The sequence below is a fragment of the Frateuria soli genome, assembly GCF_021117385.1.
GTDB classification, from domain to species: Bacteria; Pseudomonadota; Gammaproteobacteria; order Xanthomonadales; family Rhodanobacteraceae; genus Frateuria_A; species Frateuria_A soli.
Map to the genome: position 1 here is coordinate 747250 of NZ_CP088252.1, position 18406 is coordinate 765655.

Annotated in this window: 13 protein-coding genes; 8 read left to right on the forward strand and 5 right to left on the reverse strand. The window is 68.6% G+C overall.

Going from position 1 to position 18406, the window contains the following annotated elements:
• Positions 1-65 precede the first annotated feature (65 nt).
• Both rng and LQ771_RS03420 read left to right on the forward strand, forming a co-directional pair.
• Entirely contained in the window at positions 66-1553 is a 1488-nt protein-coding gene (gene rng, locus LQ771_RS03415; protein WP_231350983.1) for a ribonuclease G, read from the forward strand.
• 39 nt (positions 1554-1592) lie between these two features.
• Positions 1593-5507 (forward strand): YhdP family protein, encoded by a 3915-nt coding sequence (locus LQ771_RS03420; protein ID WP_231350984.1) that lies wholly within the window; start codon positions 1593-1595, stop codon positions 5505-5507.
• 93 nt (positions 5508-5600) lie between these two features.
• Here the strand turns inward: LQ771_RS03420 and LQ771_RS03425 are convergent, their stop codons facing one another.
• Positions 5601-6242, reverse strand: a complete 642-nt coding sequence (locus LQ771_RS03425) for a hypothetical protein (protein ID WP_231350985.1) — start codon at positions 6240-6242, stop codon at positions 5601-5603.
• Positions 6243-6381: 139 nt separating this feature from the next.
• Between LQ771_RS03425 and LQ771_RS03430 the strand changes: the two genes are divergently transcribed.
• The 3 genes from LQ771_RS03430 (at position 6382) to tldD (ending at position 10471) form a co-directional block, all read left to right on the forward strand.
• Positions 6382-8625, forward strand: a complete 2244-nt coding sequence (locus tag LQ771_RS03430; RefSeq protein ID WP_231350986.1) for a tetratricopeptide repeat protein — start codon at positions 6382-6384, stop codon at positions 8623-8625.
• 2 nt (positions 8626-8627) lie between these two features.
• On the forward strand, positions 8628-8894 hold the full coding sequence (locus LQ771_RS03435; protein WP_231350987.1) for a hypothetical protein: 267 nt from the start codon (positions 8628-8630) through the stop codon (positions 8892-8894).
• Positions 8895-9031: 137 nt separating this feature from the next.
• Positions 9032-10471, forward strand: coding sequence for a metalloprotease TldD (gene tldD, locus LQ771_RS03440; protein ID WP_231350988.1), 1440 nt, complete (start codon positions 9032-9034; stop codon positions 10469-10471).
• A 385-nt stretch (positions 10472-10856) separates the two neighbouring features.
• Here the strand turns inward: tldD and LQ771_RS03445 are convergent, their stop codons facing one another.
• The 3 genes from LQ771_RS03445 to LQ771_RS03455 form a co-directional block, all read right to left on the reverse strand.
• A complete protein-coding gene (locus tag LQ771_RS03445; RefSeq protein WP_231350989.1) occupies positions 10857-11177 on the reverse strand; it encodes an H-NS histone family protein in 321 nt (106 codons plus the stop codon).
• Positions 11178-11392: 215 nt separating this feature from the next.
• Positions 11393-13096 (reverse strand): proline--tRNA ligase, encoded by a 1704-nt coding sequence (locus tag LQ771_RS03450; RefSeq protein ID WP_231350990.1) that lies wholly within the window; start codon positions 13094-13096, stop codon positions 11393-11395.
• 82 nt (positions 13097-13178) lie between these two features.
• Entirely contained in the window at positions 13179-13598 is a 420-nt protein-coding gene (locus tag LQ771_RS03455) for a DUF4124 domain-containing protein (RefSeq protein ID WP_231350991.1), read from the reverse strand.
• Positions 13599-13721: 123 nt separating this feature from the next.
• On the opposite strand from LQ771_RS03455, the gene pssA reads away from it, so the two are divergent.
• The 3 genes from pssA to rimI are packed head-to-tail and all read left to right on the forward strand — an operon-like array spanning position 13722 to position 15483.
• On the forward strand, positions 13722-14519 hold the full coding sequence (gene pssA, locus LQ771_RS03460; RefSeq protein WP_231350992.1) for a CDP-diacylglycerol--serine O-phosphatidyltransferase: 798 nt from the start codon (positions 13722-13724) through the stop codon (positions 14517-14519).
• The gene (locus tag LQ771_RS03465; RefSeq protein WP_231350993.1) at positions 14516-15007 is read left to right on the forward strand and encodes a hypothetical protein; all 492 of its coding nucleotides are present in this window, start codon (positions 14516-14518) and stop codon (positions 15005-15007) included. The genes pssA and LQ771_RS03465 overlap by 4 nt, the downstream gene beginning before the upstream one ends.
• Complete coding sequence (gene rimI, locus LQ771_RS03470) at positions 15007-15483, forward strand: ribosomal protein S18-alanine N-acetyltransferase (protein WP_231350994.1); 477 nt, start codon at positions 15007-15009, stop codon at positions 15481-15483. Before LQ771_RS03465 ends, rimI begins: the two co-directional genes overlap by 1 nt.
• Before the next feature lie 79 nt (positions 15484-15562).
• Here rimI and LQ771_RS03475 read toward each other — a convergent pair whose 3' ends face one another.
• The gene (locus tag LQ771_RS03475; RefSeq protein ID WP_231350995.1) at positions 15563-18388 is read right to left on the reverse strand and encodes a valine--tRNA ligase; all 2826 of its coding nucleotides are present in this window, start codon (positions 18386-18388) and stop codon (positions 15563-15565) included.
• Positions 18389-18406 lie beyond the last annotated feature (18 nt).

Below are 18406 nucleotides of genomic sequence, written 5' to 3' on the forward strand. Positions count from 1 at the left end.
TGCGCTGGCGCATCGACAGTTTCATCGCCCACCCGCTATAAAGACACAGATCAACGGGGGTGGGTGTGAGCGAAGAGATCCTGATCAACGTGACGCCCCGTGAGACCCGCGTGGGCGTGGTCGAGAACGGCATGCTGCAGGAGGTGCACGTCGAGCGTGCCTCCCGGCGCGGCTACGTCGGCAACGTCTACAAGGGCCGCGTGCAGCGGGTGATGCCGGGCATGCAGGCGGTGTTCGTGGAAATCGGCCTGGAGCGGGCGGCGTTCCTGCACGCCTCGGACATCGTTCGCCCGCCGCTGCCCGAGGGCGCCGAGGTACACGGCAACGGCCACGCGCCCTCGATCAGCGAGCTGGTCCACGAGGGCCAGGAAATCGTGGTGCAGGTGGTCAAGGACCCGATCGGGACCAAGGGCGCACGGCTGTCCACCCACCTGTCGATTCCCTCCCGCTACCTGGTGCTGCTGCCGCACGCGCGCACGCTGGGCATCTCCGCGCGGATCGATGACGAGGCCGAGCGGGCGCGTCTGAAGGACGTGCTTGGCGGCCTCATCGGCGAGGACGGAACCGGTACCAGCCGGCTCGGCTACATCGTGCGCACCAACGCCGAAGGGCAATCGGCCGAGTCGCTGGCCTTCGACGTGACCTACCTCAGCAAGGTCTGGCGCGTGGTGCAGGAGAACATCGCCAAGGCCAAGGTGGGTGAGCGGGTCTACGAGGAGCTTTCGCTGCCGCTGCGCAGCCTGCGCGACATGCTCACCGAGGACATCGAGAAGGTGCGCGTGGATTCGCGCGAGACGCACGAGAAAGTGGTCAAGTTCGTGCACAAGTTCATGCCGAGCCTGGACGACCGCATCGAGCACTACACCGGCGAGCGGCCGATCTTCGATCTCTATGGCGTGGAGGACGAGATCCAGCGCGCGATGAAAAAGGAGGTTCCGCTGAAATCCGGCGGTTACCTGATCGTCGACCAGACCGAGGCGATGACCACGATCGACGTCAACACCGGTGGCTACCTCGGCACGCGCAACCTGGAGGAGACCGTCTACCGCACCAACCTGGAAGCCGCGCAGGCGGCGGCGCGGCAGCTGCGCCTGCGCAACCTGGGCGGCATCATCATCATCGATTTCATCGACATGAACGACGAGGAGCACCGTCGCCAGGTGATCCGCATGCTCGAGAAAGGCCTCTCGCGTGACCACGCCAAGACCACGGTCTATCCGATGTCCGCGCTGGGGCTGGTGGAAATGACCCGCAAGCGCACCACCGAGAGCCTCGAGCGCCAGCTGTGCGAGCCGTGCCCGGCCTGCGGCGGACGCGGCACGATCAAGACCGCCGAGACGGTCACCTATGAAATCTTCCGCGAGATCACCCGCGCGGTGCGCCAGTTCAACGCCGAAAAGCTGCTCGTGATGGCCAGCCCCAAAGTCGTCTCGCGCATCCTCGAAGAGGAGTCGGCGGCGGTGGCCGAACTGGAGGAGTTCATCTCCAAGAGCATACGCTTCCAGCCGGAAGAGCATTACTCGCAGGAACAATTCGATGTGGTCTTGCTGTAAGCGAAGGATTGCCCGCAACGCCGGCCGGGACGGAACGAGGTGAACGCGCGCTGGCAACAGCGCCTGCACGTGGCACTGCGCGCCCTCGGCTGGGGCGCCGGCATCACGGTGGTCACGCTGGCGGTGCTGGTGGCGCTGGCGCAGTTGCTGCTGCCGCTGCTGGCCCGCCATCCGCAATGGGTGGCCGCACGGCTTTCCGAGCGGCTGCACCGGCCGGTGAGCTTCGCCTCGATGGAAGGCCATTGGCGCGGTTCCGGCCCGCTGTTCGTGATGCGCGACGTCACCGTTGGCCCGGGTCCCGGCGGCGGCAGCCCGCTGCACCTGCCCGAGTCGGAACTGAAGATCGATTTCGGCGCCTGGCTGCTGCCTTCGCGGCACATGCTCGACCTGCGCGCGCGCGGCCTGGAACTGGACCTGAGCCACGATGCGCAGGGTCGCTGGCATGTCCACGGCATTGGCGGCCCCGGGGGCGGTGCCCGGCAGGACTTCTCGATGGGACCGGTCTCGCTGGGCCTCTGGCTGCGCGACCTGCGGCTGATCGTCACCGACGAGGCCAGCGGACATCGCTACGCGGTGCGCGCCGACCAGTTGCGGCTGAGCCGGCAGGGCAGCCGCGTGCGCTTCGGCGTACTGCTGCACCGCGAAGGCACCCGTGGCCTGTGGCGTGGCGCGGGCAGTTTCCGCGAAGACGGCAGCGAGGGGCGGCTATGGGTCGCCGGCGACCGGCTCGACCTGCGCACGCTGCTGGGCGACGTCGCGCTGGACCGTTACGCGGCCAAACGTGGTACCGGCAGCGTTGCCGCCTGGCTGGACTGGAAGGACCGCAGGGTCGTGCGCGCCACCGTGCGCTTCGAACTTGCCGACCTCGCCGTCGCCGGCCCCGCGGGAACCGCCAGCGTGCCGGCCCTGCGTGGCCTGGCGGGAATCAGCCGCAGCGCCGACGGTTACGAGGTCCGCTATGCCGACGACCGCGGCGGTGCACTGGCGCTGGCTTTGCACCAACCGGACGGCGCGATGCGCGTTGGCGTGGCGGCGCGCGATCTCGACCTCGCACCGCTGTTGCCGTGGCTGGCGCTCAGGCCTGGCCTGGCACCGTCGCTTGGCGCCTGGCTCGGTGGCGGGCATCCGCACGTCCTGTTGAAGCAGGCGGCGCTGCAGTGGTCGCGCGCCGACGGCGTGCTGGGGTTGCAGGCGTCATTCTCGAACGCAGGCATCGACGCGGTCGGCAAGCTGCCCGGCATCAGCCGGCTCGCCGGCACGCTGCGCGGCGACGCGCGGGGCTTTGCGCTCGAGCTGCCGGCGCAGGCCACCGTGGTCGATTTCACCCCCGGCTTCCGCGAGCCATTCGTGTTGCCGCGGCTGGGCGGCACCATCGCGGCGTGGCACGCCGATGGGGCCTGGCACCTGGGCGTCGACCCGCTGGCGTTCCAGGGCGAGGGCTTTGCCGGCAGCGCGCGCGGCATGATCGCATGGCCGGACGACGGCGGGCGTCCCTTCCTGGAGCTGTACGCACACATCGACCACGCGCAGGTGCAGGCGGCCAAGCTGTTCTGGCCGCTCGACTCCATGTCGCCGCACTCGATCGAATGGCTCGACCGCGCCCTGGTCGCCGGAACGGTGGACGAGGGCGACCTGGTCGTGCGGGGCAACCTGGCCGACTGGCCGTTCCGCCACAACGAAGGCCGCTTCGAGGCGCATGCGCGGATCAGCGGCCTGACCTTCGACTACGGCGAGGACTGGCCGCAGGCCACCGGGCTGTCGGTCGAGGCCAGCTTCGTCGACAACGGCATGCTGGCCGAGGCTCGGGGCGGCGAGTCGCTGGGCATCAAGATCGATCGTGCGGTCGCGCTGATCCCGGACTTTTCCGACACCACGGTCGATCTGAACGTGCAGGGCAACGGCAGCGGCGCCAGCCTGATGAAGTTCGTGCGCCAGAGCCCGATCGCACGCGAGCAGGCCGACACACTGGCCAAACTCCGCCTCGGCGGCAGCGGTGCGTTCGGCCTCCACCTGTCGCTGCCGGTGAAGGACCCCGGCGCGCTGCGGCTGGACGGCAGCGCCCGGCTCACCGATGCGGACGTGGATGCTCCGGAGTGGAAGCTGAAGCTGGACAAGCTGACCGGACCGGTCAGCTTCGACGCGCACGGGGTGCACGCCGGTCCGCTCACCGGCGGTTTCCGCGGACAGCCCTCGTCGCTGGACCTTGCGATCGCCGATGCGACCGGCCAGCCTGGCACCGTGCTCTCGGCGCGACTGCAGGGACGCTACGCCATCGCCGAGCTGGTGCAGGGCTTCTCGCAACTCCAGTGGCTGGGTGCGGCGGCCGAGGGACGCAGCGACTACACGCTGGGCTTCGACATCACCCGTGGCGGTGGTGGTGCGCCGCTGCAGACGCTCAGTGCCGACAGCACGCTCGCGGGCACCACGTTGAAGCTGCCGGTGCCGTTGTCCAAGCCGGCCGATGCCGTGCTGCCCTTGCACCTGACCCTGGGCGTGCCGGTGGAGAACGCTCGCCTGGACGTGGCGCTTGGCGAAGTGTTGCGCGCGCGCTTCCGCCTGCCGGCGGGCGACACCCAGCCGCTGGCCGGGGCGATCGCATTCGGCACCGCCATGCCCGACCGCCTGCCGGACAAGGGCCTGCGCATCCGCGGACATGCCGCGGCGCTCGACGTGTCCGGCTGGGTGCAGCATGCGGTGGCCGGCAGCAGCAGCGATGGCCCGGGGCTCGAGAGCATCGATGCCCGGGCCGACCGCGCGCTGGTGTTCGAGCATGATTTCCCCGACATGCATATCAAGGCCATGCCCGGCACCGACGGGTTGGCCATCGACGCGGACAGTCCCGCGCTCGCCGGCCATGTCGACGTGCCGGCAACCGACCTGCGCAAGCGCGGCATCACCGCCCGCCTGCAGCGGCTGTACTGGCCGCAGTCGGCGCCCCCACCCGTCGCCGGCAAGTCCTCGGCGGAGCCGGCCAGGGGCGCCACACCGGCCACGACCGAAAATGGCGCGGAGCGATCCGCCGGGCCTGCCGCCGATCCGGCCGCGACCGGTATCGACCCCGCCTCGCTGCCGCCTTTCCACCTGTGGATCGGCGACCTGCGCCTGGGCACCGCCCGGCTCGGCGAGGCGCGCCTGGAAACCTGGCCGACTGCGCAGGGTATGCACATCGACCAGCTGCGCGCGCTGTCCAAGAGCGTGCAGCTCAACGCCAGCGGCGACTGGAAAGGTACTGCCCAGGCCAGCCACACGCACATGCGCATCGACTTCGCCGCACAGAACCTGGGCAGCATGCTCACCGCCTTCGGGTACGAGGGCCTGTTCAGCGGCGGCAAGACGCACGCGGTGCTGGATGCGAGCTGGCCCGGCGCACCCACATCGTTCGCACTGGCCAACTTGAACGGCACCTTGTCGGTCGATGTCAGCCATGGCCGTATCCCCGAAGTGGCGCCCGGCATGGGCCGCCTGTTCGGCCTGGTGTCCGTGGCCGAGTTGCCGCGACGCCTGACGCTCGACTTCGGCGACGTGTTCGGCAAGGGCTTCGCGTTCGATTCGATCAAGGGCGACTTCCGCTTTGGCGACGGCAACGCCTGGACCGACAACCTGAAAATGCGCGGCCCCGCTGCCGACATCGACATTCACGGTCGCACCGGCCTGCGCGCACGCGATTACGACCAGCAGGTCTATGTCGTGCCGCACGTGGGCAACAGCCTGCCGGTGGTCGGCGCCGTGGTCGCCGGGCCGGTCGGCGCCGCCGCGGGCTTCGCCGTGCAGGGGCTGCTCGGCAAGGGACTGAACAAGGCCGCCAGCGCGCGCTACCACGTCACCGGCAGCTGGGACAAACCGGTGTTCACGCTGGTGGAAAAGCGGGAGCTGCCCGCCACCCCTGCACCGGCGGCCTCGAGCCCGCCGCCGCCTCCCGTCCATCCGGCTGCCGCCGCTTCCTCGCCGCGCTGACGGCGCTCCGGTGGCGCGGGCGGCGAGGCGGGCCCATCGTCATGGACGGGCACGCCCCGGCATTCCTGGCGCGATCGACATGACCAAACCGGTTCAGCGGACCCGGAACATGGGGGCCGTTGCCGCCGGCAGGTAACTGGTCCGGCCGACCCGGCGGACGTGGGCAAGCAGGCCCTCCTCGGCGCGACGGGCCTTCTGCCAGTCCTCACGGGTGAAGGTGAACTCGCCGACCGGGCAGCCGCGCAATCCGGCTTCGACCGCGCGCAGGCGGCAATAGTCCAGGTAACTGTCCACCTCGCCGCGAAGCTTCGGCCAGGCCGCATCGAGCAGGATCGCATCGTCCAGTCGCCCGACCCGTGTGGCCTGTTGCGGGATCAGCTCATGCTTGCCATGGATGTAACCCACCACCACGCGGGCGGGTGCGATGGCCTCGTTGGCGGCCTGCCAGGTCGCGTCGCGGATCATCCGCTCGACCGCCCCGGCCAGCTGCAGGCGTTGCTCGATGCCTGCCTCGCAGCGCTCGCTCGATGAGCGATCCCGCAGCTCACGCCAGGCGGCGACCAGTTGTTCACGCTGCAGGGGCTCATGCTGCAATCGACGAAGCAACTGGTTGAAGCGCGCCAGCGCTTTGGTGCGCACGAAACGGCCGGGCCGGCGGTGCCGCGCCCGTGGTGACGACGGCGCCTGCAGGGCGGCCGGCAAGGGAAGAAGTGAGGTGGTGAACTGGGCATTCATGGCGTCTCTCCGATGGGTGGGCGTGCCGCGGCTGGCGGCGTGGTGCAGGTTCCACCGGCAGAGCGTTTGAGTCATGATGGACATGCGAGGCTTGCACGAGCGAACACCGAGGTTTGTGTGATCGCCTGAGGGTTTCCCGATGAACCGGATGGAATCGGGCGCACGCGACGGGGGAGCTACGCCTTATCGCTTTGGCGACGTCGTGGTCGATCCGGCCGCGCACACCCTGTTGCGGGCGGGCGTGCCGCAACCGGTGGAGCCCAAGGCGTTTGCCGTGCTGCTGGCGCTGCTGCAACACCCGGGCGAACTGATCGGCCGCGACGATCTGATCGACCAGGTCTGGGGCCATCGCCACGTCACTCCCGGCGTGCTGACCCGCGCCATCGCGCAACTGCGCCACGCACTGGACGAAGATCCCCAGCAACCGCGCTACATCCAGACGCGGCATGCGCTGGGCTACAGCTTCATCGGGCGGTTGCAGGAACCGGCTGCGCCGATGCCGCCACCGGACACGGACGCTCCTGCGGCGCACGACACCATCCCGGTGGCCCTCGCGACGCCGCTGCCCGGGCCCGTCGAGCGGTCGCCACCGGCCGCCGTCGCGCCGGCCTGGAGCACGGCCGATCCGCCGGTGCATGGCCATTACCGCGCACCCTGGCGCTGGCCGGCGCTGGCGGTCGTGCTGCTGCTGGGCGTGCTGGCGGCCTGGGGTGCGTTCCAGTGGCGCGCGGTCCCGCGCAGCCCGGTGGCGGCCTCGGTGGCGGTGCTGCCATTCGCCAACCTCAGCGGCAACGCCCACGACGACTACTTCGCCGAAGGGCTGGCCGAGGAAATGAGCGACGCACTGGCGGGCGTGCAGGGCCTGAAGGTGGTCGCCTCGGTGCCGTCGGTGCCCCACAGCCAGACGGTCGATGCGAAGGCGCTGGGCCAGCGCCTTGGCGTGGCCTCGATACTTGGCGCCAGCGTGCGCCGCGAGGGCTCGCGCGTGCGCATCACCGCGCGGCTGACCGACACCGCCACCGGCTTCACGCTGTGGAGTCACACCTACGACCGCGAGCTGGCGGGCATCTTCGACACCCAGAGCGACATCGCCCAGGAAGTGGTGCATGCGTTGCTGGGGGCGATTCCCGATGGAGGCAAGCGGCTGGCCAGGCGCCTAGCGCCCACCCGCAACGCGGCCGCGTTCGATACCTACCTGGCTGGCCTGCAACTGCTGCGCCACGCCGCCGAGCCCGAGGCCGCCGACCAGGCGATCGCGCACTTCGGCCAGGCCCTGCGGCAGGACAGCCAGTTTGCGCGGGCCCAGGCCGGCATCTGCCGCGCCGAAATCTGGCGGTTCCAGAGCAGCCACAACCCGGCGGCGTTCGATAATGCCAAGGCTGCCTGCCAGCGCGCCGCGCAGATGGACCCGTCGATGCCGGAAACGGACCAGGCGCTGGGCGACCTGTACCGCGCGGCCGGCGACGGCGGACGCGCGCTGGATCACTACCGCAGGAGCGCGCAGTCGCCCGCGCTGGCGGCCGCATCGCACGTGGGCATGGCCAAGGTCTATGCCGCCCAGGGGCATGGCGACCTGGCGTTGGCGCAGTTCCAGCAGGCGCTGGCACTGGACCCCGACGATGCCGGCGTGCATGCCGAGCTCGGTTACCAGCAGTACCTGGACGGCAAGGTCCCGCAGGCCGTGGCCTCCTATCGCCGCGCGGTGGAGCTGCAGCCGGGCAGGGAAGACCTGTGGGAAACGCTGGGCGCGCTGTACATCGAGGCGGGCGACGATACGGCCGCGCAGGCGGCACTGGAGCGCGCAATCGGCATCCAGCCCACGGTCGGTGCGGTGACCAACCTGGGGCTGCTCAAGTACCAGCACGGCGACTTTGCTGCCGCGGTGGCGCTGCAGCGGCAGGCGACGACGCTGGGCCCGGACGACTTCATGATCTGGGGCAACCTGGGCGAGGCGCTCAGGGTGGACCCGGCATCGAGCACCGCCGACATGCGCAAGGCGTTCGAGGCGGCCTCGGTGCGCGCCGAACGCTATCTGGTGGTCGAGCCCAGGGACGCCCGTGCGGTGGCCTCGCTCGCCTTCTACCGGATCATGCTGGGCGACCCGGCCCGCGCCCGGCAGCTGGTTGCCCGCGCCGAGTCGCTGCATGCGCAACCAGGCGAAGTGGCGCTGCTCAACGCCGAGACGCTGGCGCTGCTGGGCGATCTCGATGGCGCGCGCCAGCGGCTGCAGGCCGCGCGCGCCGCAGGAATTGCAGAGACGCTCATCGCCAGCAATTACACCTTCCGGCACCTGGGCCTGCTGTCGCCCCCGGCGGCGGGCCGGCCAGGCGGTCGGGAGCCATCCGCCCCGCATTCCAGTGCAGGGCTTCACGCTGGAGAATGACCATGGCTACCAAGCTCAAGCGCGTACAGGCGCTCGCCGCGCAAACTCCTCCCATCGGCCGCGTGGACGCCGCGGCGAGACGAGGCGGGGAGGGGGCGGGACGAAAGGCACCCGAGCCCGAACCGGTGGCCCTCAGCTTCGATCTGGCACAGATCAGGAACGTGAGGCTTACCGTCGTTTCCAAGGGCGTCGTGGTGACCCCGCCCAAACCCAAGCAATTCGTGGTCGAGCTGAGCTTCGAAGTGACCAACGAAGCGCCTGGACGCTGAACGCCGGTCCGGGTTACCGGCGTTCTCGCCCCGCGCAGGAAACCCGGCCACGGGCCGGGTTTCCCTTTCGCGCCGGTACGTTGAATCGGCGCGGCGTGCCACCATTGTCTTTTTCACTGCATTGCCATGGTCCCCCGATGGATTCCCTGATCGCGCAAGTCGAAAACAAGCTGCTGGCCCCCGGCGGTCTGGCCACTCATGACCTGGAGCGCGTCTTCAGTCAGTTGATGGGGCCGTCCATCGACGCGGCCGATCTCTACTTCCAGCATTCGCGCAGCGAGTCGTGGCTGCTGGAAGAGGGCATCGTCAAGGACGGCAGCCATTCCATCGAGCAGGGCGTTGGCGTGCGTGCCATCAGCGGCGAGAAGACCGGCTTCGCCTACTCCGACGAAATCGTGCTGCCGCAATTGCTGGAAGCATCCAAGGCGGCGCGCGCGATCGCCCAGGGTGGCCAGGGCGCCGGCAAGCCGCTGGCGCTCAACGGTGCTCGCCAGCTCTACCCGGCACTGGATCCGGTCGAGAGCCTTCCCAATGCGGACAAGATCGCCCTGCTGCGCGAAGTGGACGCCTATGCGCGTTCGCGCGACCCGCGCGTCAAGCAGGTGATCGTGAGCCTGGCCTCGACCATGGACACCGTGCTGGTGGCCGGGGCCGACGGCACCCTGGCGGCGGACGTGCGCCCGCTGGTGCGCCTGAACGTGCAGGTGATCGCCGAGTCCAACGGCCGGCGCGAGCAGGGCAGCGCCGGCGGCGGCGGTCGCTACGGCTACCGCGAGCTGATCGAGAACGGCCGCGGCTTGGGCTTCGCCGAGGAGGCGGTGCGCCAGGCGCTGGTCAACCTCGATTCGGTCGACGCGCCCGCCGGGCAGATGACCGTGGTGCTCGGTCCCGGCTGGCCCGGCGTGCTGTTGCACGAGGCGATCGGCCATGGCCTGGAAGGCGACTTCAACCGCAAGGGCAGCTCCGCCTTCGCCGGACGTATCGGGCAGCGCGTGGCCGCCCCGGGTGTCACCGTGGTCGACGACGGCACGCTGCCCAACCGCCGCGGCTCGCTCAGCGTGGACGACGAGGGAACGCCGAGCGAGTGCACCACGCTGATCGAGGACGGCATCCTGGTCGGCTACATGCAGGACAAGTTGAACGCGCGCCTGATGGGCATGAAGCCGACCGGCAACGGCCGCCGCGAATCGTTCGCGCAGCTGCCGATGCCGCGCATGACCAACACCTACATGCGCGCCGGCTCGCATGATCCGGCCGAGATCATCGCGTCGGTGAAGCGTGGCCTTTATGCGGTCAATTTCGGTGGCGGCCAGGTCGACATCACCAGCGGCAAGTTCGTGTTTTCCGCCAGCGAGGCCTACCTGATCGAGGATGGCAAGCTCACCGTGCCGGTCAAGGGCGCCACGCTGATCGGCGCCGGTCCGGAGGTGCTCACCCGCGTTTCCATGATCGGCAGCGACCTCAAGCTCGACGAGGGCATCGGCGTGTGTGGCAAGGACGGCCAGAGCGTGCCGGTCGGCGTGGGGCAGCCGACGCTCAAGATCGACGGCATGACCGTGGGCGGCACTGCGGCCTGACGGGTCCGGCGTGTGGTGGCTTTCTTCGTGCCGAGCGTAGTCGCGGCCGGAGCCGAAGCGCTCGCCGCAAGCCGCGCATCCGGATACCCGGCCCTTTCAAGGCCCTCTCCCTGAGGGGAGGGGCTGTCCCCGCATTCGACAGTTTCCGCGGACCGGCTCTTCGACTTCGTCCAGAGCAAACGGAGATTCGGGTGAGGGTCGCCCGAGCGCAGAGGCGCGGCGCCGGAGTCGAAGCGCCGCCGCCGGACCCTATCCGCATCCTTCTCCCCTATGGGAGGGACGCTGCAAGGCGGGGAGGGCTTGGGAGGAGCGGGCCCGTCCGGACCCATGAACAAAAAAACACCGGCGCGGGGCCGGTGTTTTTCCGTTCAAGGCGACGGGGTAATCAGATCGCCAGATCCTTTTCCTTCTTGCCCGCCTTCAGCGCGTCGTTGAACCAGCGCGGGCGCTTGCCGCGGCCGGACCAGGTCTGCTCCGGGTTGGCCGGGTTGCGGTACTTCGGCGCCACCGTGCCGGTGCTGCGACGAGGCTTGCGAGCGCCGCCGAAGATGTCTTCCATGTTGTAGCCCTCGGCCTTGACCATGGCATGGACCTTCTCGCGCAGCTTGGCGACCTTCTCCTTGCGCAGCTCGTTCTGACGCGCCTGCGCCTTGGTGATCAGTTCATTGAGCTGGTTGTGGTTGAGGTTCTTGATATCGACTGCCATGCGTGGGCTCCCGGATAAGTCTTCGATTATGTGTTTTTGCCTCTCGTCATGAGAGCGGTGCTTCCTGTCGGGAGGCATTCTCGCCCAATGGCGGGGGCAATTGCAAAACGGCTGATTATCCCCCGCAGGGAATAATGCGATCCACCGCATAAAACCGGCCGGGCGTATTGCCAAACCCGACTGCACGGAAACTACCGTTTAACGGCAACCGCCACTTACTCTTGCGCCAGCAGCGTGAACAATTCGTCCTCGGTAATGGCACGGTTTTCCGATTCTGCACGGCGCCGGTATTCGAGCGTGCCGGCAGCCAGTCCACGCTCGCTGACCACCACCCGGTGCGGAATGCCGATCAATTCCAGGTCGGCAAACATCTGGCCGGGGCGCAGCCCGCGGTCATCCAGCACCGTTTCTATGCCGCGTTCCTCGAGCTTCCCATAGAGGTTTTCAGCCGCCGCGCGCACCTCGGGCAGGTTCTTGGGATTGATGATGCAGACCGCCACGCGCCAGGGCGCCATGGTCTCGGGCCAGATAATGCCCGCCTCGTCATGGGACTGTTCGATCGCCGCGGCCACGATGCGGCTCACGCCGATGCCGTAGCACCCCATCATCATCACCTGGGCCTTGCCCTGGTCATCCAGCACCGTGGCACCAAGCGCCTGCGCGTATTTCTGCCCCAACTGGAAAATGTGACCGACCTCGATGCCGCGGGCCAGGTGCAGGGTGCCGTGCCCGTCGGGCGAAGGATCGCCCTCGACCACCTGGCGGATGTCTTCCACGCGGGTAATGCGCGCATCGCGTTCCCAGTTGGCGCCGGTGTAATGGGTGCCGTCGGCATTGCCGCCGCAGATGAAATCGGCAAGTACCGCGGCACTGCGGTCGACGATGACCGGAATTGTGTCGGGCAGGCCGACCGGGCCGATGAAGCCCGGTCGCGTGCCGGTCGCGGCGAGAATCTCTTCCTCGGAGGCCAGCACCGGCTCGTCCGTCAATTCGGCCAGCTTGCCGGCCTTGACCTCGTTTATCTCGTGGTCGCCGCGCAGGCACAGCGCGACCAGCCCATAGCGCCCGCGTAACAGCAGGGTCTTGACGCACTGCCGGGGCGGCACGCCCAGGAACGCGCTTACCTCGGCGATCGTTTTCTGCGTCGGCGTATCCACCCGCTTGAGTGGTGCCTGCGGGGCAGGACGCTCGATAGCCGGTGCGAGCGCTTCGGCCTTTTCGATATTGGCGGCGTAATCGGAGCCATCGGAAAATGCGATCGCATCCTCGCCCGAATCGGCCAGCACCTGGAACTCGTGGCTGGCATTGCCGCCGATCGCCCCGGTGTCCGCCTGCACTGCGCGGAACGAAAGGCCCAGTCGTTCGAAAATGCGCGAATAGGCCCGGTACATCGCGCCGTAGGTATCGCCCAGTGACTCGGACGAAAGATGGAAGGAGTAGGCGTCCTTCATCAGGAACTCGCGCGCGCGCATCACGCCGAAGCGCGGACGGATCTCGTCGCGGAACTTGGTCTGGATCTGATAGAAGTTGACGGGCAACTGTTTGTAGCTCTTCAGCTCATTGCGCGCGAAGTCCGTAATGACTTCCTCGTGGGTCGGGCCGAAACAGAATTCCTGTTCCTTGCGATCCCTGATCTTGAGCAACTGGCCGCCGAACTTTTCCCAGCGGCCGGTCTCTTCCCACAGTTCCTTCGGCTGCACCGCAGGCATCAGCAATTCGATCGCACCGGCGCGGTTCATTTCCTCGCGCACGACGTTCTCGACCTTGCGCAGCACGCGCAGGCCTAGCGGCGTCCACGTGTAGAGGCCGGAGGCGAGCTTGCGGATCATGCCGGCGCGCAACATCAGCCGATGGCTGGCGATTTCGGCGTCGGCGGGTACTTCCTTGACGGTGGCCAGGTGGAAATGGCTGAGGCGCATGGCGGGTAATCCGGGGGGCAAAGAGGCCGATTATACGTGGCCCATCCCCGGCTTACGCGTCAAGAATAGCGGTGCAGAGGCCCTATTGGCCGCAGAACTGCTGGTACTGCTGTTCGGCCAGCGCAATCTGCTGGTTGCGCTGGGTCTCATCCAGCGGCACCGACTTGCCGTCCTGTTCGAGCATCACGCCCTCCTTCCCCTTGAGCAGGTCCAGATTGGCCTTCAGCGAGGTGCAGAGCTTGGCGCGATTTTCCGGCGTATTGGGCAGGCCACCGGTGCCTGCAGGCGCCGGCTTGGTGGCAACGGCGTCGGATTTGGCGGCAGGCGCCGGCGCGGCCGGCTGTTCCATGCCATTGGTATTGATGCGCTTGTACCGGGTGCCCTGCGGAGGCGGCGTCTCGGAGTAGTGCACGGTGCCGCGCGAATCGGTCCACTTGTACACCTGCGCGGCGACCGCGGGCGCGAGCAGAAGCAACACGAGGACCAGGGGCAAGCGGCGCATGGGATTCTCCGAGGGCGTGGGGCCCCGGCACTAGTTAACACTCCGCACGGCCGGACTCAAGCGTGGAGGGGCCGCCGACGGCCGATGGTTTACACTCTCGCGCATTCCGTCACGGATCGTTGCATGAGCGAGAACACGCCAGTCCGCGCACCCCGCCACCGGGGCATCTACCTGCTGCCGAACCTGTTCACCACGGCGGCGATGTTCGCCGGCTATTACGCGGTGGTGGCAAGCATCGGGCACCGTTTTACCGAGGCTGCGATCGCGGTCTTCGTGGCGGCCGTGCTGGATGGCATGGACGGACGCGTGGCACGCCTGACCGGCACCCAGAGCGAGTTCGGCGTGCAGTACGACTCGCTGTCGGACCTGGTCAGCTTCGGCCTGGCACCTTCGCTGGTGATGTACAACTGGTCGCTGTCCTCGCTGCGCGACTTCGGGCCGGTGTGGGGCAAGATCGGCTGGGCTGCGGCCTTCCTCTACGCCGCTTGCGGCGCGCTGCGCCTGGCCCGCTTCAACACGCAGGTGGGGGTGATCGACAAGCGCTACTTCCAGGGCCTGGCCAGTCCGGCAGCGGCGGCGGTGTGCATGTCGTACGTGTGGAGCGTCGAGAAATTCCGTGCCGAGGGGTGGGCCGTCACCGGCCCGCAGCTGTGCTTCGTCACGCTGGTGATGGCGGTGGTGGTGGGCCTGCTGATGGTCAGCCGTTTCCGCTACTACAGCTTCAAGTCGCTGCCGATGGGCGAACGCGACCGCGTGCCGTTCCTGTGGGTGCTGGCGGCGGTGCTGATCCTGGTGCCCTTCCTGATCGACCCGCCGCGGGTGCTGTTCGTGGTGTCCACGCTCTATCTCCTCTCCGGTCCGGCGGTGACCCTGTGGGGCCGCGCCGCGCATCGCCGACGGACCCGCCGCGCCAGGCCATGAGCGCGGCGCCCGCCACACGCGGACCCGGTTCGCGGCGCACGCGATTGTTGCGCGCGCTGGGCGTGACGCCGCTGGTGCGTCGTGCAACCGTGGGGGCGGATGTGGCCGACACCGTGGCCGAGCCGCCTGCCGCGCCAGCGGCAGTGGCGGCTTCCTGCATCGTGCTGTTGCCGGAGGGCTGCGCCGCGCGCGAACTGGACCTGCTCGGGCGCGCGCTGGCCGCCTACGGTCCCGAACTGGCGCGTGCGGGTCGCATCCCGGTCAAGGACGGACGCCCCGCTGCCACCGTGCCGTCGGTACGCGCCTACCTGGTGTTCGGCCAGGCGCAGGCGCACGCGCTGGGCCGCGAGTTGCCCGCGGCGGTGATGAACCAGGCGCAGATCGTGCTGGCCGACGAGCCGTGCGAAGTGCTCGCGAGCGGCGCCGGCAAGCGCCGGCTCTGGACCGCGCTGCGCCAGTTGCGGCGTGCGCTGGCGGAAAGTGCGTAATGGTGGCGGTGGCGCGCCCGCGCATCGAGATACGCGCGATGCGGCGCGAGGACGTTGCCGCGGTCAGCGCGATCGAGAATGCGTCCTACGAGTTCCCGTGGTCGTCCGGGATCTTCAGCGACTGCCTGAAGGCCGGGCATCCGTGCTGGGTCCTGTCCTGCGAGGGCGACGTGGCCGGTTACGGCATCCTCTCGGTGGCGGCCGGCGAAGCACACGTGCTCAACCTGTGCATCGGTCCGGACTGGCGCGGGCGCGGCCTGGGCCGACACCTGCTCGGCCGGCTGCTCGACGTGGCGCGCTGGAGCGGCGCCGAGCGGGTGTTCCTTGAGGTGCGCCCGTCCAATCCGGTGGCAAAGCAGCTCTACGAATCGGTCGGTTTCAGGGAAATCGGCAGGCGCCCGCGTTACTATCCGGCCAAGGGCGGACGCGAAGACGCCATCGTGATGGCGCTGGACCGCGAGCCGGCGTCTCCCTGACGCCTCTTTCGCAGGAGCGCAACCGCGTGCGCGACGCGGCACATGCCGGTCGCGCATACGGCGCTCCCGTGCGTGTCGTTCAGCCGAGTTTGCGCGCCTGCTCCCGCAGCGCGTCCAGCTGCGTGCCCCAGTCCACGATACGCTGGCGCTCCTGCGCCACGACCTCGGCCGGCGCGTTGGCGACGAAGTTGGCGTTGCCCAGCTTGCCCTCGCACTTCCTGATCTCGCCCTCGATGCGCGCGATTTCCTTGGCCAGGCGCGCCTTCTCCGCTGTGAGGTCGATCAGCCCGGCCAGCGGGATCAGCACGCGCAGGCTGCCGACCACCGCGGCGGCCGCAGCCGGCTCCCCGGCGCCGGGCTCGATCCACTGCGGTGCGTCGGTGCGGGCGAGGAAGGCGATCTGCGCGGCGAACTTGGCCACGCGCGAGCGATCCTGCGCGTCGCCGTCGGCAAACAGCAGCGGTATGGTCTTGCCGGGTGCGATGTTCATTTCCGAGCGGATGCGGCGGATGCCCGAAAGCACCGACTTGGTCCATTCGATCTCGGCGCTCGCGGCCTCGTCCGTCGGCAGTTCGGCGGCCTTCGGCCACGGCCGCTCCATGATGCTGGACGCCCCGATGCCCAGCCGCGGCGCCACTGCCTGCCAGATTTCCTCGGTAATGAACGGAATGACCGGATGCAGGGCGCGCAGTACGGTCTCCAGCACCACCAGCAGCGTGTGGCGCGTGGAGGCGGCGGCCTGCGCGTCGCTACCGTTGAGCGCGGGCTTGGAGAGTTCCAGGAACCAGTCGCAGTACTCGTTCCACACGAATTCGTACAGCGCCTGCGCCACCAGGTCGAATCGGTAGGTGGCGAAGTGCTCCTCGACCTCCGCCAGCGTCTGCTTGAGGCGGTCCAGGATCCAGCGCTCGGCCTCGGTGACCGCGGCCGGGGAAGCAGTCTGTTCGCCCTCGGGCAGGTTCATCAGCACGAAGCGCGCCGCGTTCCACAGCTTGTTGCAGAACGCCTTGTAGCCCTCGGCACGCTTGATGTCGAAGTTGATCGTGCGGCTGTAGCTGGCCAGCGCGGCGAAGGTGAAGCGCAGCGCGTCCGTGCCGATCGAGGGGATACCCTGCGGATAATCCTTGCGGATGCGCTTTTCCACCTTCTCGCGCACCTGCGGGATCAGCAGCGAGCGGGTGGATTTCTCCACCAGCGGCTCCAGCGCGATGCCGTCGATCAGGTCCAGCGGGTCCAGCGTGTTGCCCTTGGACTTGGACATCTTCTGGCCTTCGGCATCGCGCACGATGGCGTTGATGTAGACCTCGCGGAAGGGCACCCGTTTCGTGAAATACAGGGTCGCCATCACCATGCGCGCGACCCAGAAGAAGATGATGTCGAAGCCGGTGACCAGTACCGCGCTGGGCAGGAACAGCTTGTCCTGCTCCCAGTTGGCGACCACCTCGCCGCGCTCGTTCTTCACCGGGCCCTGCATCGGCCAGCCCAGCGTGGAGAAAGGCCACAGCGCGGAGGAGAACCACGTGTCGAGCACGTCCTCGTCCTGGCGAAGTTCGCCCACCGGCTTGCTGGTGGCATGACGGCGCGCGTCGGCTTCGTCCTCGCCGACGAAGATGTTGCCGCCCTCGTCGTACCACGCCGGGATGCGGTGGCCCCACCAGAGCTGGCGGCTGATGCACCAGTCCTGGATGTTCTCCAGCCACTGCGTGTAGGTCGTGGTCCAGTTTTCCGGCACGAAGCGGATCGCGCCCGAACGCACCGCCTCCAACGCCGGCTCGGTGATCGCGGTGCGACCACCCGGGCGGCCGTCGGCCAGCACCCCGGAGGTGAGGTCGACGAACCACTGGTCGGTCAGCATCGGCTCGATCACCGCGTCCGAGCGCTGGCTCACCGGCACCTGCAGCTTGTGCGGCCTGGCCTCGACCAGCAGGCCCGCGGCTTCCAGGTCGGCCAGCACCGCCTTGCGCGCCTCGTAGCGGTCCAGCCCGCGGTATTTCTCCGGGGCGTTGTCGTTGACCTTCGCGTCGAGGGTGAAGACGTTGATCGGCTCCAGCTTGTGGCGCTGGCCGATGGCGTAGTCGTTGAAGTCGTGCGCCGGGGTGATCTTCACGCAGCCGGTGCCGAACTCGCGGTCGACGTAGTCGTCGGCGATCACCGGGATCTGTCGGCCGGTCAGCGGCAAATGCAGGGTCGCGCCGATCAGATGCGCGTAGCGCTCGTCTTCGGGGTGCACGGCGACCGCCACGTCGCCCAGCATGGTCTCCGGGCGCGTGGTGGCGACCACCACCGAGCCGGCGCCGTCGGTGGTCATGTAGCGGATCGACCACATGTGGCCGTCACGCTCGACGTTGTTCACCTCCAGGTCCGACACCGCCGTGCCCAGCGCCGGATCCCAGTTCACCAGCCGGTTGCCGCGGTAGATCAGGCCCGCGCGGTACCACTCGACGAACACCTTGCGCACCGCGGCCGAGAGCCCCTCGTCCATGGTGAAGCGCTCGCGCGACCAGTCGGCAGCCACGCCCAGCCGGCGCATCTGGTTGGTGATGGTGGATCCGGATTCCTCCTTCCACTTCCACACCCGCTCGACGAACGGTTCGCGGCCCAGATCGTGCCGGCTCACGCCCTCGGCGGCGAGCTGGTTCTCGACGATCTTCTGCGTCGCGATGCCGGCGTGGTCAGTGCCGACCTGCCACAGCGTGTTCATGCCGCGCATGCGCTGGTAGCGGATCAGCATGTCCATCACGGTCTGCTGGAAGGCGTGGCCCATGTGCAGCGTGCCGGTCACGTTCGGCGGCGGCAGCAGGATGCAGTAGGGCTCGCCCTGGCCGGTGGGCTTGAACGCGCCGCGCTTTTCCCAGTGCGCATACCACTTCGGTTCGATCTGGCCGGGTTCGAAACTCTTGTCCATCGGGGGCTCGCGATGGCG

Coding starts and splice junctions, on each gene's coding strand:
- LQ771_RS03425 (WP_231350985.1), bottom strand. CDS start 6,242: ATGAATGCCCAGTTCACCACCTCACTTCTTCCCTTGCCGGCCGCCCTG.
- LQ771_RS03430 (WP_231350986.1), top strand. CDS start 6,382: ATGAACCGGATGGAATCGGGCGCACGCGACGGGGGAGCTACGCCTTAT.
- LQ771_RS03435 (WP_231350987.1), top strand. CDS start 8,628: ATGGCTACCAAGCTCAAGCGCGTACAGGCGCTCGCCGCGCAAACTCCT.
- tldD (WP_231350988.1), top strand. CDS start 9,032: ATGGATTCCCTGATCGCGCAAGTCGAAAACAAGCTGCTGGCCCCCGGC.
- LQ771_RS03445 (WP_231350989.1), bottom strand. CDS start 11,177: ATGGCAGTCGATATCAAGAACCTCAACCACAACCAGCTCAATGAACTG.
- LQ771_RS03450 (WP_231350990.1), bottom strand. CDS start 13,096: ATGCGCCTCAGCCATTTCCACCTGGCCACCGTCAAGGAAGTACCCGCC.
- LQ771_RS03455 (WP_231350991.1), bottom strand. CDS start 13,598: ATGCGCCGCTTGCCCCTGGTCCTCGTGTTGCTTCTGCTCGCGCCCGCG.
- pssA (WP_231350992.1), top strand. CDS start 13,722: ATGAGCGAGAACACGCCAGTCCGCGCACCCCGCCACCGGGGCATCTAC.
- LQ771_RS03465 (WP_231350993.1), top strand. CDS start 14,516: ATGAGCGCGGCGCCCGCCACACGCGGACCCGGTTCGCGGCGCACGCGA.
- rimI (WP_231350994.1), top strand. CDS start 15,007: ATGGTGGCGGTGGCGCGCCCGCGCATCGAGATACGCGCGATGCGGCGC.
- LQ771_RS03475 (WP_231350995.1), bottom strand. CDS start 18,388: ATGGACAAGAGTTTCGAACCCGGCCAGATCGAACCGAAGTGGTATGCG.